The following is a 26,103-nucleotide window of genomic DNA, read 5'->3' on the forward strand; positions in this document are numbered from 1 at the left end:
TTGAGGGGCTTCAGACGAGCGCGGTGGGCGCGAGCTGCGCGCAGACGTTGCGGCCCGTGATCGTGAGCCGCAGGCCGCCGCCGTGCCATTCGAGCCAGTTGAGGTTCACGTAGGCGTCGATGTCGCTGTCGTCGATGCGGTCGGCATGGCGTTGCTGCAGCAGTTCCACCGTGGCGGGCAGCGCGCGTCGCAGGCGTTCGCGTTGTTCGCTGGCTTCGGCGGCCCTGAGGGCCTTGGCTTTCGCCATGGAATTCTGCTGCTGCGAAATCGATGCCATTGCTGATCCGTTCCGGAAAGCTGGGATGAATGCGAATGTACGCTCCTTGTGTGAAGCAACTGGCAGCTTTTTCATGCTTTCGTACGGAAGTCTTGCTGCTTTGGTCGACATCGTGACCAAAGCCTCGCATCCGGCGTGCGAAGTCCACGCGCCAAGCCCTTGTCGGGCCACGCTTTTCAGATTTCGTAGTGCGAAGCCCGGGTTTCGTCGGTCAGTGCCTTTTCCACCACAGCGCGCGTGAGGGTCGGCGCGAAGGACTCGATGAAGGCGTAGACGTACTTGCGCAGGTAGTTGCCGCGCCGCACCGCGAGCTTCGTGAGGTTGATGCCGAAGTGGCGCCCCGCGTCGATCGCGCGCAGCTGCGTGTCGCGCTCGGCCTCGTAGGCCACGCCGGCCACGATGCCCACGCCCATGCCCAGCTGCACGTAGGTCTTGATCACGTCGGCATCCATCGCGGCCAGCACGATGTTGGGCGTGAGCCCGCGCTGCGCGAAGGCCTCGTCGATGCGCGAGCGGCCCGTGAAGCCGGTGTCGTAGGTGATCAGCGGATAGCGCGTGAGCGCGTCGAGCGTGAGCGGCGCGTCCAGCAGCGGATGGCCCGGCGGCACGATCACCGAATGGGTCCAGCGGTAGCAGGGCAGGGCGACCAGCTGCGGGTAGTCGCCCAGCGCCTCGGTGGCGATGCCCACGTCGGCCTCGCCGTCGATCAGCATCTGCGCGATCTGCTTGGGCGAGCCCTGGTGCAGGTGCAGCTTCACGTTGGGGAACTGGGCGCGGAATTCCTGCACCGCCACCGGCATCGCATAGCGCGCCTGCGAGTGCGTGGCCGTCACCGACAGCAGGCCGCTCTGCTGCGCGACGAACTCCTGGCCGGCATGGCGCAGGTTGCTGCTCTCGAGCAGCATGCGCTCGATGATCGGCAGCACGTGGCCGCCGGGCTCGGTGAGGCCGGTGAGCCGTTTGCCGGCCCGCACGAAGAGCTCGATGCCGAGCTCCTCCTCGAGTTCGCGGATCTGCCGGCTCACGCCAGGCTGCGAGGTGTGGAGGGTATGGGCGACCTCGGTCAGGTTGAAGCCGCAACGAACGGCCTCGCGTACCGAGCGCAGTTGTTGGAAGTTCATCTGGCGCGGAAGGGTCATGTCCCGGAGCGGGACGGACCGCGAATTCTCTGCACAACGGCTTATGCGGGGAACGATGCGTTTGTTGGTTTCACATGAGCAAATCATCTTTGGAGCCTCCGACAAGGCCGTTCCCGCGTGGATTGTCATTTCGCACGACTGTGCTAAAGTGCGCCGCATGGACGCCAAGACCCAGAAGAGCGAACTGACCCGCGCCGCCATCGTCGGCGCGGCGATGGACCTCGCGCTGGCCGAGGGCCTGGAGGCGATCACGCTGCAGGCGATCGCGAGCCGGCTGGCCCTGTCCAAGAGCGGCGTGTTCTCGCGCGTGGGATCGCGCGAGGCGCTGCAGAAGGCCGTCATCGAGGAGTACGGCCGCCGCTTCCTGGCCGACGTGTTCGTGCCCGCGATGCAGAAGCCCAAGGGCCTGGCACGGCTGACCGATATCGTCGAGCGCTGGATCGCGCGCACGCGCGACGTCGAGAGCCAGACCGGCTGCCTCTACATGGCCGGTGCCTTCGAGTACGACGACCGCGAGGGCGAGCTGCGCGAGCTGCTGCTCGCCGAGATCACGCGCTGGCGCGCCGCCTTGCGCCGCACCGTGTTGCAGGCGGTGGACAGCGGCGAGCTCAAGGCCGGCACCGATGCCGCGCTGCTGGTGAGCGAGCTCAACGGCCTCGTGATGACCCTGCTGCACGACGCGCGCTTCCTGCGCGATCCGCTGGCCGGCGAGCATGCCGCGCGCAGCTGGCGGCGCATCCTTTCCGACTACCGCGCCTGAGGCAGGTCCCAGGTGCATGCCCTTCGTCTTTGCTCGTTCATATTTCGCACAGTCGTGCGATAAAAAGGAGAAACACCATGCTGATCATCGTCCTCTGCCTGGCCGTCTACGCGCTGGCCCTCGGCATCGAAACCCTGCGCGAAGCCCTGCGTGCGCTGCCCGGCAGCAACCAGGACTGGGTCTTGTACTGAAGGAGCGCAGCGCATGACGAGCAGCGCTACGCCTTCGGCCTCCACCCATGCCGCGCGTTCCGGCTACTACGGCGCCAGCCTCCGGCTGCGTGCCGTGCGCTGGACGCTTGGCGCCATCGAGCGCCTCTGGCCCGCGCTCGGCGTGCGCGCGGCCAGCCGCGTGTTCCGCACGCCGCTGCCGCCCAAGTGGCTCTACCGCGGCCAGGGGCCGGGCGCCGAGTGGCGGCGCGAGACCTGGGCCTTCGAGCAGGGCAGCCTCGGCCTCTACCACCTCGCCTCGCAGGCCTCGGCCGTCGACGAGACGCCCGTGGTGCTGCTGATGCACGGCTGGGGCGGCCATGCGGGCCAGATGCTGCCGCTGGCCCAGGCCATCGCCGCGGCGGGCCTGCGGCCGGTGCTGCTCGAGCTGCCGGCGCACGGTCGCAGCGCGGGCTGGGCCAGCAACCTGCCGCAGTTCGCGCGCGCGCTCGAGTACGTCGCGGCGCGGCTCGCGGCCGAGGGCCATGTGCTGCGCGCGGCCATCGCGCACTCGATGGGCGGCAATGCACTGGCCTACGCGGCGGCGCGCGGACTGCCGGCCGACCGGCTGGTGCTGCTGGCACCGCCCGCCTCGCCGCGCGAATACACGCGCTACTTCGCCCACGTGTTCGGCCTGCGCGAACGCACGCGCGCCGCGATGCAGCGGCGCATCGAATCGCGCGAGGGCATCCTGATGCCGCAATTCGAGCCGCCCGCCGTCGGTCCGCGCATCGCGCGGCCGACCCTGATCGTGCACGACCGCGACGATCGCGTGAACCGCTTCGCCGACAGCGAGGCCTACCGCGATGCGATCGCGGGCGCGCGGCTCGTCGCCACGCAGGGGCTGGGGCACCGCCGCATCCTCAAGGAGGCCGAGGTGATCGAGCGCGTGCTGGGCTTCGTCGCAGGCTAGGGCCCGTTACCAAGCCGGATGCACCGGCACGAACACCGGCCGGAACAGGTGCCGCCGCACGATCTGCCCGTAGCCGCGGTAGTAGAAGTGGCCGTTGGCCGCCAGCACCGCCGCGCGGTGGCGCCGGAAGTACACCGGGATCTCGTACCAGGGCATGGTCGGCGCGCGGTGGTGCACGTGGTGCAGGTTGTTGAAGAGGTAGAGCAGGCCGAACACCGCGTTCGATTCGACGATCGCCACGCGCTCGTGCGGCGTGTCGGCCCAGCGGTGCTCGGTGAAGGTGCGCAGCGAGCCCAGCATCATCCCCGGGTAGACGAAGCACAGCAGGTACTCGCCCAGGCTCATGCCGGCCACGTCGATCACGAAGTACAGCACCGGCGCCACGCTCAGCGCATGCCAGCCCCAGGTCGGCAAGCGCGAGAAGTCGCCGGCCGCGACCCGGCCGGTCTCGAAGCGCACCAGCTTCCACAGCCGCAGGAAGGGCCCCAGCACGACGCGGAAGGCCACCGTCTGGTTCGCCAGATAGATCCAGCGCCAGAAGCGTCCGTAGCCGGCCCAGGCCGGTGCCGAGTGGTAGGCGCTCTCGGTGTCGCGCTCGGGATGCGTGAGGTGGAAGTTGACGTGGTGCGCGCTGTGGCCGCGGTTGTAGAACGGGTACGGCAGCCACAGGTTGAGCGGCGGCCACACCACGGCCCAGCGCAGCCACTGCGGCAGCTGGCGCATCGCGTGGATGCTTTCGTGCTGCAGCGAGAAGTGCAGCTGCGCGAGGTAGCCGCCCGCGACGAACAGCGCCCAGCCCGGCAGCGCCGCATGCCACCAGACCAGCGCGGCCCAGGCCAGGTAGAGCGCGCCCGCGAGCAGCAGGGTGGGCACCTCGTAGTGCCACCACCAGTGGCGGCGGCCCCGCACGGGGGCCACCGCAACGGCGGGCGTGGGTTGCAGCGGCTGGGTGGAGGTGCGGGCGGCGGTGTTCATGAGGAGGCGGTCCGGCCTGCGATGCTAGGAAGCCCCGGCCGCATCGCATGCGCCCATTCCGCATAAGCAAGGGTGCGAAACTTCGTTCGCGCCGCCGCCCTCGCGCCCTAGGCTCGCTGGCTTTTTGCGTCGTCCCATGAACACCCTCCCCTCGCGCGGCCTCGCCGCCTTGCTGCTCGCCCTGTCGACCGTGCTGCCGGCCCGGGCCGCCGCGCCCGACGACTATCCGCAGCGCACGGTCCGCGTGGTCGTGCCCTACCCCGCGGGCGGCATCGCCGACAAGATCGGCCGCGAGGTTGCCGAGCAGCTGCAGCAGCGCCTGAAACAGCCCGTGGTGGTCGAGAACCGCAGCGGCGCGGCCGGCAACATCGGCTTCGACTACGTGGCGCGCCAGCCGGCCGACGGCTACACGCTGCTGCTCGCGCCGGCCTCCAACCTCACGGTGCAGCCCGCGCTGTTCAGGCAGCTGAGCTACGACCTCGCGCGCGACTTCACGCCGGTGTCGCTGCTGGTGCAGACGCCGCAGCTGCTGCTGGTCAATCCCAAGGTGCCGGTCGACAGCCCGCGCGAGCTCATCGACTACTCGAAGAAGAACCCCGGCAAGGTCAACTACGGCATCAGCGTGGGTGCCTATTCGCACCTCGCGGGCGAGCTGCTCAAGTCCCGGACCGGCGCCGACTTCACGCCCATCCCCTACCAGGGCAGCGCGCCCGCCCTCAACGACCTGCTCGCGGGCCAGACCCAGTTCATCTTCAACGAGGTCGTGACCGCGATCCCCTTCGTCAAGGCCGGCACGCTCAAGCCGCTGGCCGTGGCCTACCGCAGCCGCGCGCCCTGGCTGCCCGAGGTGCCCACCGCCGCCGAGGCCGGCCTCGGCGACTTCGAGGTCACCTCGTGGTACGGCGTGGTGGTGCGCAGCGGCACGCCCGCGCCGCTGGTGCAGCGCCTCTCGCGCGAGCTGCGCGAGATCGTGCAGTCGACCGACTTCCGCAAGCGCTACGACGACATCGGCGCCTTCACCGTCGGCAGCTCGCCCGAGGAGTTCGCGCGCTTCATCCAGTCCGAGACCGTCAAGTGGACCGCGGTGGTGAAGCAGGCCGGCATCCAGCCGAACTGACGATGAGCGCGCACGACCGCCCCACCCTCGACGCTGCGGCGCTGCATGCGCTGCTGCTGGCCGCCGACGGCCCCGAGCTCGCGCTGCTCGACGTGCGCGAGACCCGCCACTACGTCGCGCGGCATCCGAACCTCGCGCGCAATGCGCCGCTGAGCGGCCTCGAGCCGCAGGTCGCCACGCTGGTGCCGCGCCGTTCCACGGCGATCGTGCTCTACGACGACCGCGCCGCGCCCGATGGCCCCGCGCACGAGGCCGCGGCCGTGCTCGAACGGCTGGGCTACACCGATGTGCGCCTGCTGGCCGGCGGCATCGAGGCCTGGGCCGCGCAGGGGCTGCCCGTCATCGACGGCTACGGCACGCTGGTCAAGGCCTTCGGCGACCGCGCGCGGCTGCATTTCGGCACGCCCTCCGTCGGCGTCGAGGCGCTGCGCGAGCGGCTGCGCGACGGCCGGCCCATCACCCTGGTCGATGCGCGGCCGCGCGCCGAATTCGAGTTCCTCTCCTTGCCCGGCGCGCGCAATCACCCCGGCACCGAGCTCGCATTGCGGCGCTTCGATGCGCCCGCCGCTGCCGACCATCTCTGGGCCATCAACTGCTTCAGCCGCACGCGCGGCATCGTCGGCGCCACCACCCTGCGGCTGCTGGGCCGCGCGCGCGACGCGGTGTTCGTCGAGGACGGCGTGATGGACTGGGGCCTGCACGGCGGCCCCGTGGTGCAGAACGCCGCGCCGGCCGACCTGCTGCCGGCCGAGTCGCCCGAGCGGCTGCGCGAACTGGCCGACGGCCTGATCGCGCGCCACCGCCTGCCGCTGGCCGATGCCGCGCAGCTCGCGCGCTGGCAGGCCGACCCGCGGCGCAGCCTCTACCTGTTCGACGTGCGCCCGCAGCCCGACCCGGCCTTCGCGGGCACGGCCGTGCAGCAGGTGCCCGGCGGGCAGCTCTTGATGCATTTCGAGAACCTCGTGGGCACGCGCGGCGCGCGCATCGTGCTCATCGACGATCCGGCGCACCGGCTGCGCGCCGCCATCACGAGCTTCTGGCTCACGCAGCTCGGCCAGGCCGAGGTGCATGTGTTCGATGGCCCGCTGCCCTCCCAGGGCCTGCCGCCGGCCCCTTCCACCGCGATCGCCGATGCCCCGCCCGCCATCGAGGCCGAGGCGCTCGAAGGCGCCACGGTGGTCGACGTCGGTCCGAGCCTCGACTACGAGCGCGGCCACCTGCAGTGCGCGCTCTACCTGCTGCCGGCCTCGCTGGCGCCGCTCTCTCCATGGATCGTGCCGGGCCGCACGCTGGTCTTCACTTCGCCCGACGGCATCGCGGCGAGCCGCGTGGCGCGCGATGCGCAACGCCGCTGGCCCGGGGCCGGCGCGCGCTTCGGCTGGCTCGCGGGCGGCACCCAGGCCTGGAAGGCCTCGGGGCGGCCGCTGTCGACCACGCTCGATCCGGCGCGCCTGCTGACCCCGTTCGACGACGACTGGGGCTCGGTGATGCGCGTGTTCGGGCCTCGGCGCGACCCGGCCTGGGCCGACTACCTGGCGTGGGAGCGCGCCCTGTCGGCGCGCGTGGTCGCGGACCCGACGGTCCGCTTCCGCTTCTTCGCGCCGGACTGACTCAGCGCGCCGGCGTGGGTGCCGGGTCGGGCAGCTCGATCTTGATGTCGAGCACTTCGAGGTTGTCCTGGGTTTCCAGGTGGACCTTGATGTCGTCGGGATTGATGGCCACGTACTTCGAGATCACCGCCACCAGCTCGCGCTGGAGCTCGGGCAGGTAGTCGGGCCGCTTCTTGCCGCTGAGGCTGGAACGCTCGTGGGCGAGGATGATCTGCAGGCGCTCCTTGGCAACGCTTGCAGTCTTCTTCTTCTCGCCAAGGAGGAACGAGAGGAACGACATGCCTTATCTGCCTCCGAAAATCCGCTTGAAGAAGCCCGGCTTCTCGGCCTCGACGAAACGCATCGGCTTGTCCTCGCCGAGGAAGCGCGCCACCACGTCGCTGTAGGCCTGGGCCACGTCCGTGTCCTTGTCGTGGATCGCGGGCACGCCCTGGTTGGAGGCATGCAGCACGCTCTCCGACTCGGGGATCACGCCGATCAGCGGAATGCGCAGGATGTCCTGGATGTCCTCCAGCGAGAGCATCTGGCCGCCCGCCACCCGGTTCGGGTTGTAGCGCGTGATCAGCAGGTGTTCCTTGACCGGGTCGCCGCCGTCCTTGGCGCGCTTGGTCTTGCTGCTGAGCATGCCCAGGATGCGGTCCGAGTCGCGCACCGACGAGACCTCGGGATTGGTCACCACCAGCGCCTCGTCGGCGAAGTGCATGGCCATCATCGCGCCGGTCTCGATGCCCGCGGGCGAGTCGCAGACGATGTAGTCGAAGTCCATCGCGGCCAGGTCGGCCAGCACCTTCTCCACGCCTTCCTGCGTCAGCGCTTCCTTGTCGCGCGTCTGCGAGGCGGCGAGAACGAACAGGTTCTCGCACTGCTTGTCCTTGATCAGGGCCTGGCTCAGGTTGGCCTCGCCCTGGATCACGTTGATCAGGTCGTACACCACGCGGCGTTCGCAGCCCATGATCAGGTCGAGGTTGCGCAGGCCCACGTCGAAGTCGATCACGGCCGTCTTCTTGCCCGCGAGCGCGAGGCCCGAGGAGAAACTGGCGCTCGTGGTCGTCTTGCCGACGCCGCCCTTGCCCGAGGTCACCACCACTATCTTGGCCATGGCCATTCCTTCTTGTTTCGATTCGGTTGTTGCTGGATCGCTGCCGCGTTGTCCCGGCTTGCCGTCAGGCAATGGGCTCGATCACGATTTTCTTGCCATCGAGCCGGATCTGGGCCGCCTTCGCGAGCACCGTGTCGGGCAGCGGCACTTCCGAGGTCCGGTAGATGCCGGCCACCGCCACCAGCTGGGCTTCGAGGCAGGTCGAGAAGATCCGCGCCTCGGTGTTGCCGCGCGCCCCGGCGATCGCCTTGCCGCGCAGCGGCGCGTACACGTGCACGTTGCCGTCGGCGATGACCTCGGCGCCATGGCTCACCACGGCCGTCACGATCACGTCGCCGCCACGCGCGTAGACCTGCTGGCCCGAGCGCAGCGGCCGGTCGATCAGGAGCGTGCCGTTGGCCGGCACCGGCACCTCGCGCACGATCTGCGGCGCGGGCGACGGGGCCGCCGGCGGCGGCTCGGCCGGGCGCGGGGCCGGGGCGGCGGGCATGTCGGTCACCACCAGGCCGGCGGCGCGGGCCGCGGCGTGCTGGGCCTCGCTGCCGCCGCGCACCGCGATCGGCTGGGTCTGGTGGCGCGCCAGCAGGCCGCGCAGCGCCTCGAAATCGAGCGCCCCGGCCTCGGCGGAGGCTTCCGGCAGTTGCGAGAGATCGATGACCACCGGTTCCTGCTCGAAGAAATCGGGGGAATCCGCCAGCTGGGCGTCGAGCGCCTCGGCCAGCACGCCCAGATCGGTCGTCTTGAGGATGACCGCGATCAGCGGCAGCGTGGCGCTCTTGAATTCGAATACCGCCTTGGTGCGCGCGGCGGAGACATCGGCCATTGGGGAAACGTCTGGAAAACGTCGGTGCGAAAAGCCTGGGAGTCTAACGGGCGCGGGCCGCGCGGCGGTGGTGCGCCGCGGCCCGGGCCGCCCTGGAAGCACATTTATTGCACGAGGTTTCACTTTGGGGGCTTGCACGGGCCCCCGGAAGCGGCTCAGTTCTTCGTGCGGCCCAGCAGTGCGTAAAGAATGATGGCGCCGAAGGTGGCGGTGCCGATGCCGCCGAGCGCGAAGTCGCCGAACTTCAGCGTGAAGTCGCCGGTGCCGATGATCAGCGTGATCGCCGCCACGATCAGGTTCTTGTTCTGCGAGAAGTCGACCTTGTTGTCGACCCAGATCTTGGCGCCCGCCACCGCGATCAGGCCGAACACCACGATGCTCACGCCGCCCATCACCGGCAGCGGGATGGCCTGGATCAGCGCGCCGAACTTGGGGCTGAAGCCCAGCACCAGCGCGATCACCGCCGCCACCACGAACACCGCCGTCGAGTAGATGCGGGTGGCGGCCATCACGCCGATGTTCTCGGCATAGGTGGTCACGCCGGTGCCGCCGGCCGCGCCGCTGACCACCGTGGCGATGCCGTCGCCGATGAAGGCGCGGCCCATGTAGCCGTCGAGGTTGCGCCCGGTCATGGCCGTCACCGCCTTCAGGTGGCCCAGGTTCTCGGCCACCAGGATGATCGCCACCGGGGCGATCAGCAGCATCGCGTTGGCCGTGAACACCGGCGCGGTGAAGGCCGGTGCGCCGAACCAGGCCGCGGCGGCGATGCCGCCGAGGTCCACCGGCTTGCCCAGGCCCATGCCGTTGGTCAGCACGGCATAGACGACGGTGGCCAGGATCAGCCCCACCAGGATCAGCAGCCGCTGCACCATGCCGCGCGTGAACACCGCCACCAGGCCCACGCAGAGGAAGGTCAGCGCCTGCATCCAGGCGTCGAAGTTGCCGGCCGCCATGTTCTTGATCGGCACGTTCGCGAGGTTGAGCCCGATCACCGCCACCACCGCGCCGGTCACCACCGGCGGCATGAAGCGCTCGATCCAGCCCGTGCCCACGGCCTGCACGATCGCGCCGATCAGGATGTAGACCACGCCGCAGGCCACGATGCCGCCCAGCGCCACCGCGATGTTGGCGTTGGGCCCCTTGCCGGCGTAGCCGCTGGCCGCGATCACCACGCCGATGAAGGCGAAGCTCGAGCCCAGGTAGCTGGGCACCTTGCCGCCGGTGATCAGGAAGAAGATCAGCGTGCCGATCCCGCTCATCAGGATCGCGATGTTGGGGCTGAAGCCCATCAGGATCGGTGCCAGCACGGTGGCGCCGAACATCGCGATCACGTGCTGCACGCCCATGAATCCGGTCTGGACCCAGGGCAGGCGTTCGTCGGGCGCGACCACGCGCCCCTCGGTGGCGGCGACTTCGCGCCAGGTGAATGGATTGCTCATGGCTTGTCTCCTCGTGTCGTGGTCCAGGCTTGTAGGCTGCCGGTCGTGCTCAGCCCTTGGGCTGGAGCACCGCCATTGTGATGCGCGAAACGCAGGTCAGCTCGCCCGTCTCGTTGGTCAGGTCGATCTGCCAGACCTGGGTGCTGCGCCCGCGGTGCACCGGGCGGGCCGTGCCGATCACCCAGCCGCTCGAGGCCGAGCGGATGTGGTTGGCGTTGATGTCCAGGCCCACGGCGCGGTCGCCCTCGGGCGCCGAATAGTGGGCGCCGCACGAGCCCAGCGTCTCGGCCAGCACCACCGACACGCCGCCGTGCAGGATGCCGTAGGGCTGGCGCGTGCGGTTGTCGACCGGGCAACGTGCGCGGATGAAGTCGTCGCCGACCTCGAGGAATTCGATGCCCAGGTGTTCCACGGTGGTGCCGACGTGGCTTTGGGTCAGGGCTTCGACCGAGATGTCTTTCTTCCAGATGCGCATGGCGTGCTCGTCTTTCGTCTTGGTGTGCTTCGAAAAGGGTGGCGGAAACTAGGGCCTGTTAACTCTATAGAAGGGGTCGCGAAGCTTGCCATAGCCCGCCCATCAAGGCGCGCGACGACGCGTGTGCGTCCGCACACGCTAGGAGCGCAACGCCGAGGGGCGGGCTATGGCAAGCTTCCCTCCGGGCTGCTTCTATAGAGTTAACAGGCCCTGGCGACGGCGGCTGACATCGGCAGTCGCCTAGGCGTGCTACGTTGGGCCCATGAAATCCCCCTCCCGGCGCGTCCGGTTCTGGCTCGCCGGCTCGGCCCTGGTGCTGCTGGCGGGCGCCCTCGCGCTGTGGGGCGCGGCGCGCTGGCTGCTGCCCAGCGACGCCGAGGTGTCGCAGCGCATCGCCGAGGGCTTCGAGAAGCACTACGGCATCGGCCTCAGGATCGGCGGCGCCCACTGGTCGCTGCTGCCCATGCCGGTGCTGGTGCTGACCGACGTCGCCACCGACCAGCCGCGCCCGGTCACCGTGCACCGCATCGCGCTGCGGCTGCAGCTCGCGCCGCTGTGGAGGCGCGTGGTCGCCGCCGACACGCTCGAGGTCGAGGGCGCGGTGCTGCCGGGCGAGGCGATCCGGGCCTTCCGCGGCCGCGCGCCCGAGACCATCGAGAAAGGCCGGATCGCCCTGCCCGCGCCCTGGACGCTGGCCGAGACGCCGCTCGAGCGGCTGCGCTGGCGCGACGTGCGCTGGATCGACCGGCGCGACATCGAGCTGGCCTACGACGGCCAGATCGACTTCGACCCCGGCTGGCGCCCGCGCCATGCGCTGGCCGAGCGCGCGGGTGCCTCGCCGCCGGCCCGGCTGCGGCTGGACCGCGAGGGCCGCAACGACCGCTGGCAGACCCGCATCGACGTGGCGGGCGGCAGCTGGAACGGCGTCAGCCGCTTCGAGTCGCTGGACAACGGCCGCCTGCGCGTGTCGGCCGAGCTCGTGCCGCGCGACGTCGACATCGAGGCGCTGGTCCAGACCTTCGGGCGCCGCACCTTCGTCGCCGGCAAGCTGCACGGCCAGACCACGCTGACGGCCGAGGCCGACAAGGCCGGCGCCCTGATGCGCGGCCTGCGCACGCGCACCGTGTTCTCGGTCAGCCCGGCCACCCTGACCAAGCTCGACCTCGCCAAGGCCGTGAGCACCGCCGGCATCAGCCGCGGCGGGCGCACCGTGCTCGACGAGCTCAGCGGCACGCTCGACACCGAGGCCACGCCCGACGGCACCGTGCTGCGCTACACCAACCTCAAGGCGCGCTCGGGCGTGCTCACCGCCAGCGGCAACGTGCGGCTGTTCAACCGGCGCATCCAGGGCGATGCCGCGGTCGACATCGTCGACGGCGTGGTCGGCGTGCCGCTCAAGATCGGCGGCACCATGAGCGATCCCGAGCTCTCGCTGACCGGCGGCGCGCTCGCGGGCGCGGCCGTCGGCAGCGCGGTGCTGCCGGGCGTGGGCACCGCGATCGGCGCGCGCGTGGGGCAGCAGGTGGAGCGGCTGTTCGGGCTCGACGAGCCGCCCGGCTCGAAGAAGAAACCGAAACCCTAGCCGATCGCCTTCAGCACCGCCGGCACCGTCAGCACCGCCGTGTAGTAGCCCATGAACTGCACCCCGGTGTTGAAGCCGATGGCGCGCGACAGCAGCCCGCCGAGCAGGCCCATGGTGAGGATCACGAACAGCCCCAGCAGCTGCCCTTCCCAGACGCTGATCACCACGATCAGGCCGACGAAGGTGGCGATGATCGCCTCGTGGCTGACCTTGCGCGAGACGAACAGCGCCGCGCGGCGCGCGAAGTTCATGGTGAAGGGATAGGCCACCAGCGCCGCGAGGACCACCGCCAGCATGCCGTAGCCCAGGAACTCCCAGTGGCTCAGCAGGTTGTGCAGGTTGTGGGTCTGGCCGGTGGCGGCGTCGATGGTGAACACCGGCGGCGCATTGAACAGCGGCGCGGCCGGCCCCGCGGCCACCGGGCTCAGCGGCAGGCCGATCGCGATCAGCGGGATCAGCGCCTCGGCCACGTAGGTGGCCTCGGTCACGCCGTTGCGCGCGGCCAGCGTGGTGGTGAGCCGGTGGTAGGCATGCTTGATGCGCGAGCCGACCAGCTCGCCGAGCACCACCGTCATCGCGACCGGGCTGAACACGAAGGTGGCGCTCGAGATGGTGGCGGTGGCCAGCGTCCACTTCACCTGGCCGCGGTCGAGCACCTTGAAGGGGTTCGGGAAGTAGCCGCTCCAGCCCTTCACGTCGGGCGCCAGCGAGAAGGTGCGCACCTTCTCGCGCGCCATGCGCGCCCTGGCCGTCGGCGACAGCACCGAGAACAGGTCGGCCACCAGCGGCCCGATCGCGATGCCGAGGAAATAGCTGATGCTGAGCTTCACGCCGTACTTGGCGGTCAGCGACTGCAGCGCCACGATCACGATCACGAACGGCACCAGCGTCGCCACCGAGGCCCAGCGCCCGCTCGAGAACCAGGCGATGGCGACCGCCGCCACCACGAAGATCCACGGCGCCGCCTTGGTGATGGCCGCGCCGTAGGGCGCGAGCAGCACCGCGAACAGCACGGCCAGCGGCACCGCGACGAAGGCCGCGATGATCGCGCCCGACACCATCTTGCGCAGCGCGATGTGCGGCACGCCGAGGTTGCGCAGCATGTTGGCGTCCTGCAGCAGCGGCGTGGCCATGGTGTCGCCCGGAATGCCCAGCAGCGCCGTCGGCACCGCGTGCGTCATGTGCTTGGCCACCGCGGCCGCGAGGAAGAAGGTGAACACGCCCGCGGGCGGCACGCCCAGCAGCACCACCAGCAGGGTCAGCGGCGCGAGCGTGGTGGTCTCGTCGGTGCCCGACACGAGGCCGATGGCGGCGAACACCACGGCGCCCACGAGGCCCATGCCGGTGGCGACGAGGATCTGGTTCAGCAGTGCGGCGTCGATCACGAGGCGGCTCCTTCGGCGGCGGCGCGGGTGCGCGGGCGGTGGTTGGCGAACAGGTCGTGCAGGCCCAGCTCCTGGAGCTCGCGCAGCGCGGCGGGCGGCAGGTCGCTCATCGCGCCGAGTTCGCCGTGCTCGCCGGCCAGTTCGGCCAGCACCTCCTCGCGCCAGTGCGGATCGGCCGCGCCGCCTTCGACCACCTCGCGCTTGGGCGCGAACAGCAGCGCGCAGATCAGGCCCGCGATCACGCAGCCCGCGAGGCCCGCGAGCATCGCGTAGGCGCGCGCCAGTTCGGGCGAGCGCACGGCGCCCGCGAGCAGGCGGTTGGCCAGCAGGAAGCCGGCCAGGCTCACGGCGATGCCGATCGCGATCGCGCCCGCGAGATGGCGCAGGTCCGCCGTGTCGCCCCAGATTTCCACCAGGCGCCATCGCGCCTGCGTCGTGCCGTTCGGGTTCATTGCTTGTCTCCGTTCTTGCTGGTGTGACGGCACGCGCCCCGCGTGCCGCCGCGGTATCGGCCGCGGTCCGTGGTGCGGGACCTTCCCGCGATCCGTGAGATTCAGTTTTTGGCGCGCAGGGCTTCGAGCAGCGCCACCGCGCGATCGGTGCGCACGTCGTGCTCGGTGGCCATCTGTTTGGCGACCGCATCGATCTCGTCGCCCGTGGCACCGGCCACCAGCGCGATGTTTCGCGCATGCAGCGCCATGTGGCCGCGCTGGATGCCCTCGGTGGCGAGCGCGCGCAGCGCGCCGAGGTTCTGCGCCAGGCCCACGGCCACCGCCACCTCGCCGAGCTCCTGCGCCGACTGCACGCCGAGGATCCTGAGCGCCAGCCGCGCCAGCGGATGGGTCTTGGTGGCGCCGCCGACCAGCCCCACGGGCATCGGCATCTCGATGGTGCCGACCAGCGAGCCGCTCTTGTCCTTCTCCCAGGTGGTGAGCGAGCCGTAGCGGCCATGGCGGCAGGCATAGGCATGCGCGCCCGCCTCGACCGCGCGCCAGTCGTTGCCGGTGGCGACGATCACCGGGTCGATGCCGTTCATGATCCCCTTGTTGTGCGTGGCCGCGCGGTAGGGGTCGACGGCCGCGAAGGTGTAGGCGTCGAGCACGCCCTCGACGATCTCCTCGCCGCTGCGCTCCGCGGTCTTCAGCACCGCGGGAGTGAGCCGCACGCGGGCGCGCGCCAGCCGCAGGTCGGCCAGGTTCGAGAGGATGCGCAGCCGTACCGTGCCGCCCGTGAGCTGCTCGACCAGCGGCGACACCGCCTCGGCCATGGTGTTGACCGTGTTCGCGCCCATCGCGTCGCGCACGTCGACCACCAGGTGCAGCACCACCATCGCGCCGCGCGGCGTGTCCTCGAACACGTGCACCTCGATGTCGCGGCAGCCGCCGCCCAGGCCGATCAGCACCTTGTCGCGGCTGTTCGCCACCTCGAGGATGCGATCGCGCGCGCGCAGCAGCGCCAGCCGCGCGCCATGCGGATCGCCCAGGCCCAGCAGCTGGACCTGCGCGCGCATCAGCGGCCCGCTGCTCGAGGCCTCGAAGCCGCCGCCCTCGCGCGCCAGCTTGGCCATGAAGGAGGCGGCGGCCACCACCGAGGGCTCCTCCACCGCCATCGGCACCAGGTACTCGCGGCCGTTGACCGTGAAGTTGCCGGCCACGCCCAGCGGCAGCTCGAAGGTGCCGATCACGTTCTCGACCATGCCGTTGGCGCGCTCGATGCCGAGCGCGCCGGGCGTGGCGAGCAGCGCCTTCTCCTCGGGCGTGAGCGCAGCGGCCTGCGCGATGTGATCGAGGCGCTGCGCGGGTGTCAGGGCTCGGAAATTGGGGAGGCGGGCGTCGGCGACCATCGTTCGTGCTTCGGTTCGTGCAAGGGGTGGATTCGGAAGCGTGCGAATCTAGGCCCGCTGTACCAGCCTCGGCAGGCACAGTTTCGCGGGACAGTCGGGACAGTGCGACGCGTCCAGTGCCCGCTGTGTCACAGTCGCCAGTCATGAGCGCACCCTCCCGAAGCGGCCCGCGCGCCGCCCCCATCGCCGATTCGCTCGCCGAGGCCCTCGCGCGCCAGATCGCCAGCGGCGCCTACAAGGCCGGCGACAAGCTGCCCTCGCTGCGCGAGCTCGCGCAGCTGCACGGCTATGCCAAGAACACCGTGGTGGCGGCCTTCGAGAACCTGGTCTCGCGCGGCCTGGTCGAGCCGCGCCGCGGCTCGGGCTACTTCGTGCGCGCGCAGCCGAAGCCCGCGGGCGCGAAGCCGCCCGAGGACGATGCCGGCAGCCTGGGCCGCGCGATGGACATCGTGTGGCTGATGCGCGAGCAGCTCAAGACCGAACCCGACGCGGTGGCCGTGGGCGACGGCTTCCCGCCGGTCGAATGGCTGGCCGACGTGCGGCTGGACAAGTACCACCCGAAGGTGGTGCGCACGGGGCTTGGCGCGCTGTTCCGCTACGGCAGCCGCTTCGGCTACGGCCCGCTGCGCGAGCACCTGGTGCGCAAGCTGGCCGACTTCGGCATCGGCGCCGAGCCGCGGCAGATCGTGCTCACGCACGGCGCCAACGAGGCCATGGACATCGTCATCCGCTACTTCGTGCCGCCCGGCGGCAAGGTGCTGGTCGACGATCCCGGCTACTACCCGCTGTTCGGCAAGCTCAAGCTCGCGGGCGCGCAGATGCTCGCGGTGCCGCGGCTGGCCGACGGGCCCGACCTCGAGGTGCTCGAGCAGTTGCTGGTGGCCGAGCGGCCGCGCCTGTTCTTCACCCAGTCGCTGGCCCACAACCCGACCGGCTCCGACATCTCGCCGGCCAAGGCCTTCCGCGTGCTGCAGCTGGCGCAGAAGCACGACCTGCTGATCGTCGAGAACGACCCGCTGGCCGACTTCAAGCCCACCGCGCTGCCGCGCCTGGCGGCGCTCGACCAGCTCGAGCGCACCATCTACATCGGCAGCTTCTCCAAGTCCTTCTCGGCCGCGCTGCGCGTGGGCTTCGTCGCCTGCGGCGCCGACCTCGCGAGCGACCTCGCCGACCTCAAGGCGCTGATCCACGTGAGCAGCTCGGAGTACGCCGAGCGCACGGTCGACGTGATCCTCAGCGAGGGCCACTACCAGCGCCACCTGAACCGGCTGCAGAACCGCCTGGGCGAGGCCACGCGCGAGGCACTGCGCTTCTTCGATGCGGTGGGCGCCGAGGTGTTCGCGCGCAGCCCGCAGTCGCTCTACGTCTGGGCCGCGCTGCCGGGCGTGGCCGACTCGCTGGCCTTCGCCAGGGAGCTGCTGCCGCGGCGCATCGTGATGGCGCCGGGGCGCATCTTCAGCGTCGACTCGACGCAGCTCTCGCGCTGGTCGCGCTTCAACGTCGGCGCCATGGCCGACCCGCGCTTCGCGAAGGCGATGCGCGCCACGCTCAAGCGCGTGGGCGGCTGATCAGCCCCGGTGGCGCTCGCGCAGCGCGCGCCGATTGAGCTTGCCGACCGCTGTCTTCGGAATCTCCTCGGCGAAGATCACGCGCTGCGGCTTCTTGTACGAGGCGAGCCGCCCGGCCACGTGCGCGATCAGCGCCGCCTCGTCGACGGCCTGGCCCGCGCGCGGCACCACCACCGCCGTGACCACCTCCACCCACTTCTCGTGCGGCAGGCCGATCACCGCGCACTCGCGCACCGCGGGGTGCGTCATCAGCGCATCCTCGACCTCGCGCGGGTAGACGTTGTAGCCGCCGCTGATGATCATGTCGGAGGTGCGGTCCTTCAGGTGCAGGAAGCCGCGCGCGTCGAACACGCCGACGTCGCGCGTGCGCACCCAGCCGCCCGCGACGAAGGTCTCGGCATTGAGCGCGGGTGCATCGTGGTAGCCCGCCACGGCCGAGGGCGCGCGCACCGCGATCTCGCCCGGCGTGCCGGCGGGCACCTCGTTGCCGGCCTCGTCGACCAGGCGCATCTCGACCTCGAGCGCGGGCTGGCCGCAGGCGCCCAGCAGTTCGTCGACATGGTCCTCGGGCCGCAGCACCGCGAGGCACAGCGGCACCTCGGTCTGGCCGTAGTACTGCCAGAAGCGGTGCCGGCCCCAGGCCGCCATCGCGCGCTGGATCACGCTGCGCGGCATCGGCGAGGCGCCGTAGATCACGTAGCGCAGCGCGCTCACGTCGGTGGCCGCCAGCTCCGGGTGCTCGAACAGCATCTGCAGCATGGTCGGCACCAGGTTGATCGCCGTGATGCGCTCGGCCTGCAGCGTGCGCAGGAACAGGCCCGGCTCGAAGCCCGGCAGGATCACGGTGCGGCCGCCGCGCAGCCAGAACGGCAGCACGAACACGCCGCTGGCATGGATCAGCGAGGCCGCGTGCAGCATCGCGTCCTCGGGCGTGGCGTTCAGCAGGTTCAGCAGCACGTTGCGGCAGATCGCCGCGTACGAGGCCTGCGTGTGCTGCGCGGCCTTCAGCGTGCCGGTGGTGCCCGAGGTGAAGAGCGTGAGCACCACGTCGTCGGGCGAAGGCTCGAAGTCGGGCGCCGTGGCGGGCAGCGTCGCCGCCCGCGCCAGCAGGTCGGGCGCGCCCTCGAGCGCCGCGCCGAGGCCCAGGCAGGCCAGGCCCGGTGCCGCCTCGCGCAGCGCCGCCGCGCGCTCGGCCAGGTCGGGGCCGAACACCAGGTGGGTGCAGCCGGTGTCGGCCAGCATGCGCGCATGCTCGGCCAGCGAGAGCCGTGCATTGAGCGGCACGCGGTTGATGCCGGCCTTCACGCAGGCGAAGTCCAGCGGCACGCTGTGCAGGCCGTTGTTGAGCAGCAGCGCCACGCGCGTGCGCGGCGCCGCGCCGGCCGCGTGCAGCGCATGCGCGAGCCGGCTGCTGAGCTGGTCGACCTCGGTGAAGCTCAGGCTGCGTTCGCCGAACACGATGGCGGTGCGCGGGCCGTGCTGCAGCGCGCCGCGGCGGATCAGTTCGAGGTAGGTGGTTTGGTGCAAGTCCATGTCTCCTGTGTGTTCTTCGGGTGGGGGCGCGCTCAGCGCCCGAACTCGCCGTGGCGGCCCGCGCCGCCCGCGAAGCGCGCGGCGCCCGCCTCGCCCTCGGCCGCGACGATCGGCACGCCGCGCGCGCCCTCGCGGCGCAGCGCCTCGGCCAGCGGCAGGTCCCATTGCTCGAAGGCCGAGCGGCGGTCGGCCAGCATGCATTGCTGCGGGAAGGCGGCGATCTGGCGCGCCAGCTCCTGCGCCGCGGCCAGCGCGCCGCCGGGCGGCACGACGCGGTTCGCGAGGCCCATGGCCAGTGCCTCGGCCGCGCCCACGGGGCGGCCGGTCAGGATCATGTCGAGCGCGCGGCCCATGCCCACCAGCCGCGGCAGCCGCACCGTGCCGCCGTCGATCAGCGGCACGCCCCAGCGGCGGCAGAACACGCCGAACACCGCGTCCTCGTCGGCCACGCGCAGGTCGGCCAAGAGCGCGAGCTCGAGCCCGCCCGCCACCGCGTAGCCGTTGATCGCGGCGATCAGCGGCTTGGACAGCGCCATGCGCGTGGGTCCCATCGGTCCGCTGCCGCCGCCCTCGGGGTCGAGCTCGTTGCGCCGCGCGGGGTCGCCGACGGCAGTGAGGTCGGCGCCGGCGCAGAAGTGGCCGCCCGCGCCGGTCAGCACCGCCACGCGCAGGGCGTCATCGGCCTCGAAGCGCTCGAAGGCCGCGCGCAGCTCGGCGGCCACCGCGCCGTCGACCGCGTTGCGCCGAGCAGGCCGGTCGATGGTGACGGTCAGGATGGCGCCGTCGGATTCGGCGCGTACACAGGGGGTTTGTTCGGATGCCATGGACGGGCTCCTTCGGACACAAAATTACGGAATGGATCGGTCCCGGTCATCGTAGGAAACATTTCATCATTTCGCAAACATGGACAAGATATGTAATGTCTCCGTCAGCCTGCCGAGCGCGCCCGACCTGATCCTCGACCTGCTGGTGGCCGACGGCGGCACGCTGAGTTCGCAGGCGCTGTGCCGCGCGGGCGCGTTGCTGGGCATCGGCGAGACCACGATGCGCGTGGGCCTCACGCGGCTCGCGGCCGAGGGCAAGATCGCGCGCGGCGAGCGCGGCAACTACCGGCTCGAGCGCGAGGGCCCGGCGCTGTCGCGCGCGGTCGACGGCTGGCTGCACAAGCAGGCGCAGGCCGTCGGCTGGCGCGGCGACTGGCTGGCCGTGCACGACGCCGGCGTGGCGCGCGCCGACAAGACCGCCTGGCGCCGCCACGGTCTCGCGCTCTCGCTGCGCGGCTTCGCGCCGCTGCGGCCCGGCCTGCAGATCCGGCCCGACAACCTCGCGGGCGGCCTCGAGGCCGAGCGCCGCAAGCTCAAGGAACTGGGGCTCTCGCCGGGCGCGCCGGTGTTCCGGCTCGCCGACCTCGACGAGGCGGCGCAGGCGAGCGCGCGCCGGCTGTGGGACGTGCGCGCGCTGGCCGCGCAATGCCGCCGCCTGCAGGCCGGCCTCGAGCGCAGCGAGCAGCGCCTGCGCACCCGGCCGCTCGAGACGGCCGTGCGCGAATCGCTGCTGCTGGGCCGCGCGGTGATCGCGCACCTGATCCGCGATCCGCTGCTGCCGGCCGAGCTGATGCCGCCTGAGCCGCGCGCCGAGCTGCTCGCGGTCACGCGCCGCTACCAGGACACGGCGCGGCAGCTGTGGCGGCAGTGGCTGGCGCTGCCGGTGGCCTGAAGCTCAGGCCAGTCGCACCACCTGCGCATCCTCCGGCGCGCGCGCATGCAGCCGCTGCACGTCGCTCGCGCGCCGCACCAACACCGCGCGCTGGTTGATGTAGCCCTTGTCGGTGATCTCGCCCGCATCGAGGCTCGGCGGCTCGCTCAGCACCAGCGCGCAGGCCGGGCATTGCGAGGAGCCCGCGCCCTCCGCGCGCAAGGTGCGCAGCACGCCCGCGATGCGCTCGGCCATCGCCTCGGGCGCGAGCGCCGCGCCCTGCGGGCTCGCGAACACCAGCATGCCGATCTCGTCGCGGTCGTGGCCCGTGAGCACCACGTCCTGCGCATGCGGCGCCAGCAGCGACACCAGCTTCACGCGCAGCGTGCCCACCGAGACCCAGGTGCCGGTCGAGAGCTTGAAGTCCTCGGCCACGCGGCCGTTGAAGATCACGCCGCGCACCGGATCGGCGGGGTCGGCCAGGAAGCCCGCGTCGCCGAGCCGGTAGTAGCCCTCTTCGTCGAAGGCCTGCGCGGTCTCGCGCGGCGCGCCACGGTAGCCGGGGAACACCGACACGCCCTTCACGCGCATCTCGAGCTTCTCGCCGTTGGGCACGAACTTCAGTTCCAGCCCCGGCAGCGGCGCGCCGATGCAGCCCGCGCCGTCGAGCTTCCAGTGCGCCGAGGTGATCGCGGGCGAGGTCTCGGTGGCGCCCCAGGAGGTGGTGAGCCACAGCGGCCGGTCGGGCCGCACGCGCCGCGCCACCGCCTCGAGCCGCTGCCAGGTCGAGGGCGCGAGCGCCGCGGCCGCGTAGAAGGCCAGCCGCAGGCGCGAGAACACTTCGGTGGCGAGCGCGTCGTCGGCCTCGAGGAAGGGCAGCAGCATGTCGTAGCCGCGCGGCACGTTGAACAGCAGCGTGGGCTTGACCTCGCGCAGGTTGCGCACCGTCTTCTCGATCAGTCCCGGCGCGGGCCGGCCCTCGTCGATGTAGAGCGCGCCGCCGTTCGCCAGCACCATGTTCAGGTCGTGGTTGGCGCCGAAGGTGTGGCTCCAGGGCAGCCAGTCGACCAGCACCGGCTTCTCGTGCGCAAGGAAGCGCCAGGTCTGGGCCATCATCTGCTGATTGGCGCACAGCATGCGGTGGGTGTTGATCACCACCTTGGGCTTGCCGGTCGAGCCCGAGGTCAGCAGGTACTTGGCATGGGTGTCGGGCAGCACAGCCTCGAAGGCCTGCAGCACGGCGGGCGTCTCGGCGCTGGCGAGCAGTTGCGCGAAGGCCAGCGCGCCGGGGTGCGCGTCGGCGTTGCGGCTGAACACCGTGACCGCCTCCACGCCACTGCCCGCGAGCGCGGCGCCGTAGGCCTTCGCATCCGAGGCATAGACCAGCCCCGGCCGCAGCGCGCGCAGCATCTCGTGCAGCCGCGAGGGATCCTTGGCCATGCGCGAATAGGCGCTCGACAGCGAGCAGGCCGCACGGCCGATGTGCATCGTGGCCAGCATCAGCACCGCATGGTCGATCGCGTTGTCCGACAGGATCACGACCGGTGCGTCGGCCGGCAGGTCGAGGTCGAGCAGGCCCTGCGCCACCGCGCCGACGGCCTGGCGCAGCGCGCGGTAGTCGAGCCGGCGCCAGTCCGCGCCGCTGTCGTCGCGCTCGGCGAAGGCCAGCGCATCGGGCGTCTCGCGCGCCCAGCGCTCGATCCATTCGCCGATGCAGCGCGCATAGGGCTTCAGCGCCTGCGGCGAGCGCAGCGCGAAGGAGCCGTCGTCGAAGTCGATGCGCACCGTGCGGGGCGGGGCGATGAAGTTTTCGTCTTGCAGGAAGTCAGTCATCTCGGTGATCTGTTGCGCTGAGGGGCGGCTGCCGAAAGCGGGAGCGGACTTCCGGACGCAGAGGACGCGAAGGTCTCGCGAAAGACGCAAAAGGAATTCAGAAAAAATCTTTGGATTTCTCTTTCGCGTTCTTCGCGAAACCTTCGCGTCCTCTGCGTCCGGCTGTTGGTGTTCGTTTCAATCCAGTGTGCCGGTGCCGGCCTTGGCGCGAATCAGGTTCAACAGCAGGGTGTCGCGCGCGGCCTCGAGCTCGGCCGTGCGGCGCGCGCCCAGCTCCTGCGCCACGCCTTCGCTCACCTGCGCCTGGAGCGCAGGCGTCATCGACGGCGCGCCCAGGTCCTTCCACCAATCCTCGATCGGCCCGCCCAGGTGCGCGAGCACGTGCGCGATGCCGCCCGCGCCGCCCGACAGGTGCAGGTTCATGAACGGTCCCATCACGGCCCAGCGCAGGCCCGGGCCATGCGCGATCGCGGTGTCGATGTCGGCCACCGAGGCCACGCCCTGCTCGACCAGGTGGAAGGCCTCGCGCCACAGCGCGGCCTGCAGCCGGTTCGCGATGTGGCCCTTGACCTCGCGCTTCACGTGGATCGGCCGCTTGCCGATGGCCGCGTAGAAGGCCATGGTGCGCTCGATGGCGTCGGCCGATGTGAGCTCGCCGCCGATCACCTCCACCAGCGGGATCAGGTGCGGCGGGTTGAACGGATGGCCCAGCACCACGCGGTCCGGATGCGCGCAGCCCGACTGCACGCCGCTGATCGCCAGGCCCGAGGAGCTCGAGGCCAGGATCGCGTCGGGCGGCGCGGCCGCGTCCATGCGGCGGAACAGCTCGATCTTGAAGTCCATGCGCTCGGGGCCGTTCTCCTGCACGAAGTCGGCCACGGAGACCGCGTCTTCCAGGCTGTCGTGGAAGCGCAGCCGGTCGACCGAAGCGCCCGCGGCCAGCCCGAAGCGCTCGAGCGTGGGCCAGTGCTGCGCCACCGCCTGGCGCAGCCGTTCCTCGGCGCCCGGCGAGGGATCGGTCGCGTTGACATCGAGGCCCTGCGCGAGGAAGTAGGCGGTCCAGCTCGCGCCGATCACGCCGGTGCCGACCACCGCGACGCGCCGTACGCCGTGCGCCGCGCTCATGACTTCCACCGCGCGCAGCGGCTCTCGGCCTTGGTCGTCCAGGCAGCCTCGCCGCGGATCGCTTCCACCACCTTGTAGTAGTCCCAGGGCTCCTTCGATTCCTCGGGCGACTTCACCTGCATCAGGTGCATGTCGTGCACCATCAGGCCGTCGTCGCGCAGCCAGCCGCCCTTGACGAACATGTCGTCGAACTTCGTCTTGCGCAGCTGCGCCATCACCTTGTCGGCATCGTCGCTGCCCGCGGCCTTCACGGCCTGCAGGTACTGCAGCGCGGCCGAGTAGTCGCCGGCATGGAAGGAGGAGGGCATGCGCTTGTGCTTGTCGAAGAAGCGGCGCGCCCAGGTGCGTGCCTCGGGGCTCTGGTTCCAGTACCAGCTGTCGGTCAGGTACATGCCCTGCGAGGCCTTGAGGCCCAGCGCATGCACGTCGTTGATGGTGATGATCATGCCGGCCAGCTTCATGTTCTTGCCGATGCCGAACTCGGCCGCCGACTTGATCGCGTTGACCGTGTCGCCGCCCGCGTTGGCCAGCGCCAGCACCTGCGCCTTCGAGCTCTGCGCCTGCAGCATGAAGGACGAGAAGTCGCTCGCGCCCAGCGGGTGCTTGACCGAGCCCGCCACCGTGCCGCCGTTCGCCAGCACCGTCTTGGTCGCGTCGTTCTGCAGCGCGGCGCCGAAGGCGTAGTCGGCCGCCACGAAGTACCAGCTCTTGCCGCCGGCCTTGACCACCGCGCTCGCGGTGCCGCGCGCCATCGCCACCGTGTCGTAGGCGTAGTGCACCGTGTAGGGCGAGCAGTACTCGTTGGTGAGGCTCGACGCGCCCGAGCCCACCACGAAGTAGGGCTTCTTCTTGTCCGCCGCCACGCCGGCCATGGCGATGGCCGCGCCCGAGTTGACGCCGCCGATCAGCATGTCGACCTTCTGCACGTCGAACCACTCGCGCGCCTTGGCGGCGGCGATGTCGGGCTTGTTCTGGTGGTCGGCCGTGACCAGCTCGATCTTCTTGCCGCCGATGGCGCCGCCCATGTCGGCGATCGCCATGCGGATGGCCTCGGCGCCGGCCGGGCCGTCGTAGTCGCGGTACAGGCCCGACATGTCGCTGATGAAGCCGATGCGGATCGTGTCGTCGGACACCTGGGCCGATGCGCTTGCGGAAAAGGCGACGCCGAGCGCGAGGGCCAGGGCGGTGCGGGAAAGGTTCATTCGATCTGTCTCCGTTCGTTGTTCTGGCGGGTGCGGGTTCAGCCGAGCGCGAACTCGGGCCGCGGCGTGCCCACGCGCGGCAGGCCCATGAGCTGGCGCGCCTCGGCGGGCGTCGCCACTTCCATGTCGAGCTCGCGGATCACGCGCACGATGCGCTCGGTGAGCTGCACGTTGGTGGCCAGCTCGCCGTGGCGGAAGTAGAGGTTGTCCTCCAGGCCGACGCGCGCATGGCCGCCCAGCAGCAGCGCCGCCACGTTGGCCTCGAGCTGCGAGGTGCCGATGCCGCTGACGCCGAAGATGCTGCCCTTGGGCAGCGTGTCGACCATCATCTGCAGGAAGCGCGGCGAGTAGGGCATCGCGTTCTGGAAGTTGCGGTGCACGTTCATCACCAGGTTGATGAAGTAGGGCTCGTCGTCGTGGCCCTCGCCGATCAGCGTGGTCGCGTCCTGCAGGATGTGCGTGGGGCTGAACACCTCCCACTCGGGCTTGATGCCGCGCGCCTTCATGCCGGCGGCGAGTTCGCGCCCGCGCGTGATCGGCGTGTCCATCAGGATCTGCCTGCCCTCGAAGCTGAGGTTCAGCGTGGTGGCGTCGAGCGTGCACATCTCGGCGCCCGCGTCCATGCCCTTGATGCGTTCCTCCCAGGCGATCTCCCAGCGGTCGCCGGCCAGCGGCTTGACCATGTCGCCGTGCACGCCGCCGCCGGTGGAGTTGTTGAGCACGATGTCGCAGCCGCCCGCGCGGATGCGGCTGTTGATCTCGCGGTAGACCTCGGCGTCGCAGGTCGCGCCGTCGTCGGGGCGGCGCGCATGGATCGCCGCCACGCTGGCGCCGGCGTTCCAGCAGCGCAGCACGTCGGCCGCGATCTCGGCGGGCTGGGTGGGGAGGTGGGGGTTCTGGGACTTGTGCGCCATGCCGCCGGTGGGGGCGATGGTCACGATCACTTTGCGCTTCGACATGGCGGGGTTCCTGGAGTCCTTCGTGGAGCGCGCCATTATTTTTGGCGCGGGCAGCGCACTCAGTCATCGCGACGACATTCGGGGGCAGGGTTTACGCGGCGTGCAGAGGCTACAGTCGCCCCTGTCGTTCGCATTCATCCACAACAAGGAGCGCTCATGAAACTGTCATCGCTGATCCTCGCGGCCGCCGCGGTCCTCGTATCGGGCCAGGCTTTCGCGCAGGGCGGTCCCGAGGCGGGCTGCGCCGCCAAGCGCGAGGCCATCTCGCGCGACATCGAAGCCGCCAAGGCCGAGGGCCAGGACCACCGCGTGCGCGGCCTCGAACGCGCGCTGGCCGAGGTGCGGCGCAACTGCAGCGATGCCAGGCTGGCCGCGCGCCACCAGGAGCGCATCCGTGGCGAGGAGCGCAAGGTCGCGCAGCGCGAACGCGAGCTGGCCGAGGCGCGCCGCAAGGGCGATCGCGACAAGATCGCGCGCCGCGAGGACAAGCTGCGCGAAGCCCAGGCCGAGCTGCAGCGCGTCAAGGACCTGCCCTGAGCCTC

25 protein-coding genes are annotated in these 26,103 nt (G+C 70.9%); 8 read left to right on the top strand and 17 right to left on the bottom strand.

Features of this window, described 5'->3' with window-relative positions; genetic code table 11:
- Positions 1-10 precede the first annotated feature (10 nt).
- Together AC1HIL_RS04160 and AC1HIL_RS04165 are read right to left on the bottom strand one after the other, a co-directional pair.
- Positions 11-247: a hypothetical protein gene (locus tag AC1HIL_RS04160; RefSeq protein ID WP_261212161.1), complete on the bottom strand. Its 237-nt coding sequence runs from the start codon at positions 245-247 to the stop codon at positions 11-13.
- 206 nt (positions 248-453) lie between these two features.
- The gene (locus AC1HIL_RS04165; protein ID WP_057591795.1) at positions 454-1,398 is read right to left on the bottom strand and encodes a CysB family HTH-type transcriptional regulator; all 945 of its coding nucleotides are present in this window, start codon (positions 1,396-1,398) and stop codon (positions 454-456) included.
- A gap of 175 nt (positions 1,399-1,573) precedes the next feature.
- Here AC1HIL_RS04165 and AC1HIL_RS04170 point away from each other — a divergent pair, with 175 nt between their 5' ends.
- Together AC1HIL_RS04170 and AC1HIL_RS04175 are read left to right on the top strand one after the other, a co-directional pair.
- Complete coding sequence (locus tag AC1HIL_RS04170; protein ID WP_057591794.1) at positions 1,574-2,176, top strand: TetR/AcrR family transcriptional regulator; 603 nt, start codon at positions 1,574-1,576, stop codon at positions 2,174-2,176.
- Positions 2,177-2,380: 204 nt separating this feature from the next.
- The gene (locus AC1HIL_RS04175; RefSeq protein WP_422099514.1) at positions 2,381-3,298 is read left to right on the top strand and encodes an alpha/beta hydrolase; all 918 of its coding nucleotides are present in this window, start codon (positions 2,381-2,383) and stop codon (positions 3,296-3,298) included.
- Positions 3,299-3,304: 6 nt separating this feature from the next.
- Here AC1HIL_RS04175 and AC1HIL_RS04180 read toward each other — a convergent pair whose 3' ends face one another.
- Complete coding sequence (locus AC1HIL_RS04180; RefSeq protein ID WP_479671212.1) at positions 3,305-4,273, bottom strand: fatty acid desaturase; 969 nt, start codon at positions 4,271-4,273, stop codon at positions 3,305-3,307.
- A gap of 136 nt (positions 4,274-4,409) precedes the next feature.
- Between AC1HIL_RS04180 and AC1HIL_RS04185 the strand changes: the two genes are divergently transcribed.
- Together AC1HIL_RS04185 and AC1HIL_RS04190 are read left to right on the top strand one after the other, a co-directional pair.
- Positions 4,410-5,390 (top strand): Bug family tripartite tricarboxylate transporter substrate binding protein, encoded by a 981-nt coding sequence (locus AC1HIL_RS04185; protein WP_057591791.1) that lies wholly within the window; start codon positions 4,410-4,412, stop codon positions 5,388-5,390.
- A gap of 2 nt (positions 5,391-5,392) precedes the next feature.
- Positions 5,393-7,000, top strand: coding sequence for a rhodanese-like domain-containing protein (locus tag AC1HIL_RS04190; RefSeq protein ID WP_479671213.1), 1,608 nt, complete (start codon positions 5,393-5,395; stop codon positions 6,998-7,000).
- 1 nt (position 7,001) lies between these two features.
- Here AC1HIL_RS04190 and minE read toward each other — a convergent pair whose 3' ends face one another.
- The 5 genes from minE to AC1HIL_RS04215 all read right to left on the bottom strand — a co-directional run bounded on the left by minE (position 7,002) and on the right by AC1HIL_RS04215 (position 10,836).
- Positions 7,002-7,280, bottom strand: coding sequence for a cell division topological specificity factor MinE (gene minE / locus AC1HIL_RS04195; RefSeq protein WP_057591789.1), 279 nt, complete (start codon positions 7,278-7,280; stop codon positions 7,002-7,004).
- Positions 7,281-7,283: 3 nt separating this feature from the next.
- Positions 7,284-8,099 (bottom strand): septum site-determining protein MinD, encoded by an 816-nt coding sequence (minD, locus tag AC1HIL_RS04200; protein WP_057591862.1) that lies wholly within the window; start codon positions 8,097-8,099, stop codon positions 7,284-7,286.
- 64 nt (positions 8,100-8,163) lie between these two features.
- Complete coding sequence (gene minC, locus AC1HIL_RS04205; RefSeq protein ID WP_261212167.1) at positions 8,164-8,922, bottom strand: septum site-determining protein MinC; 759 nt, start codon at positions 8,920-8,922, stop codon at positions 8,164-8,166.
- 155 nt (positions 8,923-9,077) lie between these two features.
- Positions 9,078-10,361 (bottom strand): solute carrier family 23 protein, encoded by a 1,284-nt coding sequence (locus AC1HIL_RS04210; RefSeq protein ID WP_261212169.1) that lies wholly within the window; start codon positions 10,359-10,361, stop codon positions 9,078-9,080.
- A 49-nt stretch (positions 10,362-10,410) separates the two neighbouring features.
- A complete protein-coding gene (locus AC1HIL_RS04215; protein ID WP_057591786.1) occupies positions 10,411-10,836 on the bottom strand; it encodes a hotdog fold thioesterase in 426 nt (141 codons plus the stop codon).
- Between the two features lie 262 nt (positions 10,837-11,098).
- Here AC1HIL_RS04215 and AC1HIL_RS04220 point away from each other — a divergent pair, with 262 nt between their 5' ends.
- On the top strand, positions 11,099-12,418 hold the full coding sequence (locus AC1HIL_RS04220; RefSeq protein ID WP_479671214.1) for an AsmA family protein: 1,320 nt from the start codon (positions 11,099-11,101) through the stop codon (positions 12,416-12,418).
- Here AC1HIL_RS04220 and AC1HIL_RS04225 read toward each other — a convergent pair.
- From AC1HIL_RS04225 to AC1HIL_RS04235, 3 genes are all read right to left on the bottom strand, one after another.
- Positions 12,415-13,803, bottom strand: a complete 1,389-nt coding sequence (locus AC1HIL_RS04225) for a tripartite tricarboxylate transporter permease (RefSeq protein ID WP_261212173.1) — start codon at positions 13,801-13,803, stop codon at positions 12,415-12,417. The genes AC1HIL_RS04220 and AC1HIL_RS04225 overlap by 4 nt on opposite strands.
- Positions 13,800-14,255, bottom strand: a complete 456-nt coding sequence (locus AC1HIL_RS04230; RefSeq protein WP_479671215.1) for a hypothetical protein — start codon at positions 14,253-14,255, stop codon at positions 13,800-13,802. Before AC1HIL_RS04230 ends, AC1HIL_RS04225 begins: the two co-directional genes overlap by 4 nt.
- Positions 14,256-14,356: 101 nt before the next feature.
- Positions 14,357-15,646 carry a hydroxymethylglutaryl-CoA reductase, degradative gene (locus tag AC1HIL_RS04235; RefSeq protein WP_479671216.1) on the bottom strand — a complete coding sequence of 430 codons (1,290 nt, stop codon included), beginning with the start codon at positions 15,644-15,646 and terminating at the stop codon, positions 14,357-14,359.
- A 143-nt stretch (positions 15,647-15,789) separates the two neighbouring features.
- Here AC1HIL_RS04235 and AC1HIL_RS04240 point away from each other — a divergent pair, with 143 nt between their 5' ends.
- Positions 15,790-17,214 (top strand): aminotransferase-like domain-containing protein, encoded by a 1,425-nt coding sequence (locus AC1HIL_RS04240; protein ID WP_479671217.1) that lies wholly within the window; start codon positions 15,790-15,792, stop codon positions 17,212-17,214.
- Here AC1HIL_RS04240 and AC1HIL_RS04245 read toward each other — a convergent pair whose 3' ends face one another.
- Both AC1HIL_RS04245 and AC1HIL_RS04250 read right to left on the bottom strand, forming a co-directional pair.
- A complete protein-coding gene (locus AC1HIL_RS04245; protein WP_479671218.1) occupies positions 17,215-18,747 on the bottom strand; it encodes a class I adenylate-forming enzyme family protein in 1,533 nt (510 codons plus the stop codon).
- A 32-nt stretch (positions 18,748-18,779) separates the two neighbouring features.
- Complete coding sequence (locus AC1HIL_RS04250; protein ID WP_057591780.1) at positions 18,780-19,571, bottom strand: crotonase/enoyl-CoA hydratase family protein; 792 nt, start codon at positions 19,569-19,571, stop codon at positions 18,780-18,782.
- A gap of 79 nt (positions 19,572-19,650) precedes the next feature.
- On the opposite strand from AC1HIL_RS04250, the gene AC1HIL_RS04255 reads away from it, so the two are divergent.
- Positions 19,651-20,463, top strand: coding sequence for a PaaX family transcriptional regulator (locus tag AC1HIL_RS04255; RefSeq protein WP_398500652.1), 813 nt, complete (start codon positions 19,651-19,653; stop codon positions 20,461-20,463).
- Between the two features lie 3 nt (positions 20,464-20,466).
- Here the strand turns inward: AC1HIL_RS04255 and AC1HIL_RS04260 are convergent, their stop codons facing one another.
- From AC1HIL_RS04260 to AC1HIL_RS04275, 4 genes are all read right to left on the bottom strand, one after another.
- Positions 20,467-22,275 carry a feruloyl-CoA synthase gene (locus AC1HIL_RS04260; RefSeq protein WP_479671219.1) on the bottom strand — a complete coding sequence of 603 codons (1,809 nt, stop codon included), beginning with the start codon at positions 22,273-22,275 and terminating at the stop codon, positions 20,467-20,469.
- A gap of 177 nt (positions 22,276-22,452) precedes the next feature.
- Positions 22,453-23,400, bottom strand: a complete 948-nt coding sequence (locus tag AC1HIL_RS04265; RefSeq protein ID WP_479671220.1) for a 3-hydroxyacyl-CoA dehydrogenase NAD-binding domain-containing protein — start codon at positions 23,398-23,400, stop codon at positions 22,453-22,455.
- On the bottom strand, positions 23,397-24,602 hold the full coding sequence (locus tag AC1HIL_RS04270; RefSeq protein WP_479671221.1) for an ABC transporter substrate-binding protein: 1,206 nt from the start codon (positions 24,600-24,602) through the stop codon (positions 23,397-23,399). The genes AC1HIL_RS04265 and AC1HIL_RS04270 overlap by 4 nt, the downstream gene beginning before the upstream one ends.
- A gap of 38 nt (positions 24,603-24,640) precedes the next feature.
- Positions 24,641-25,561 (bottom strand): beta-keto acid cleavage family enzyme, encoded by a 921-nt coding sequence (locus tag AC1HIL_RS04275; RefSeq protein ID WP_413761905.1) that lies wholly within the window; start codon positions 25,559-25,561, stop codon positions 24,641-24,643.
- A gap of 156 nt (positions 25,562-25,717) precedes the next feature.
- Here AC1HIL_RS04275 and AC1HIL_RS04280 point away from each other — a divergent pair, with 156 nt between their 5' ends.
- A complete protein-coding gene (locus tag AC1HIL_RS04280) occupies positions 25,718-26,098 on the top strand; it encodes a DUF1090 domain-containing protein (protein WP_479671222.1) in 381 nt (126 codons plus the stop codon).
- Positions 26,099-26,103 lie beyond the last annotated feature (5 nt).

The organism is Variovorax sp. ISS6 (assembly GCF_056523145.1).